This window comes from Mesorhizobium sp. M7A.F.Ca.CA.001.08.2.1 (genome assembly GCF_003998455.1).
In the GTDB taxonomy this organism is placed as follows: domain Bacteria; phylum Pseudomonadota; class Alphaproteobacteria; order Rhizobiales; family Rhizobiaceae; genus Mesorhizobium; species Mesorhizobium ciceri.
This window is the reverse complement of sequence record NZ_RZPW01001303.1, coordinates 1-832: the sequence shown is the minus strand read 5'-3', so window position 1 is coordinate 832 and position 832 is coordinate 1. Positions and strand designations below refer to the sequence as shown.

Below are 832 nucleotides of genomic sequence, written 5' to 3'. Positions count from 1 at the left end.
GAGACAGGGCCAGCACATCCTCCACCGAAAGCGTCCGCGCCTCGGAAGGCAGCATGATCGGGATGCCGTCACGCACCGGATAGGCAATCTTGGCGACCCTGGAAATCAGTTCGCCGCGCTCCGGATCCCAGGCCAGCGGCCCCTTGGTCAGTGGGCAGGCCAAGAGTTCCAGCAGCTTGGGGTCGACCTTCTTCCCGTCACGTCCGTCCGCCATCGCGCCCTCTTACTGCAAACTCGACCCAAAATCCTCATTCTCGCGCGCCAGCGCCATTTCGGTGATGGCGATCAGCGTCTCGGCCCGGGTCTTCAAATCCGCCGCTTCGAGCAGCGCCTGTTTCTCGGCTGGCCCGTAGGGCGCCATCATCGACAACGCATTGACCAGCATGGCATTTTCGGCCCGGCTGACGCTTTCCCAGTCGGCCTCGAGGTCGTTGGCCTGCAGATAGGCGCGAAATGCCTTGAGCAGCGATGGCCGGTCGATCTCGTTGCCCGCCTGGTCCTCATCGAGATCGGCAAGGAAAGGCGAGGGCTTGCACTGGCGAAACGGCGTCTTGACCGTCAATTCATGGGCGATGCGGAACCGGCACACGCCCTGCAGCGAAATCAGGTAACGGCCGTCGCCGCTCTCGGAAAAGGCGATGATGCGCCCGGTGCAACCGACATTGCAGAGTTCCGGCTCGCCGTCGTCGCGCAAGGCGCCGTCGAGACTGGGCTGGATGACGCCGATGAGCCGCGAGCCGGCGATCGCCTCGTCCACCATCTGCAGATAGCGCGGCTCGAAGATGTTGAGCGGCATGCGGCCTCCCGGCAGCAAAAGCGCCCCCTCGAGCGG

General features: G+C 64.4%; 2 protein-coding genes. Both read right to left on the bottom strand.

Features of this window, described 5'->3' with window-relative positions:
* On the bottom strand, positions 1-214 hold a 214-nt coding region (locus EN914_RS36995; RefSeq protein ID WP_164779243.1), incomplete at its 3' end, for a Trm112 family protein.
* Positions 215-223: 9 nt separating this feature from the next.
* On the bottom strand, positions 224-832 hold a 609-nt coding region (locus tag EN914_RS36990; RefSeq protein WP_127389759.1), incomplete at its 5' end, for an LON peptidase substrate-binding domain-containing protein.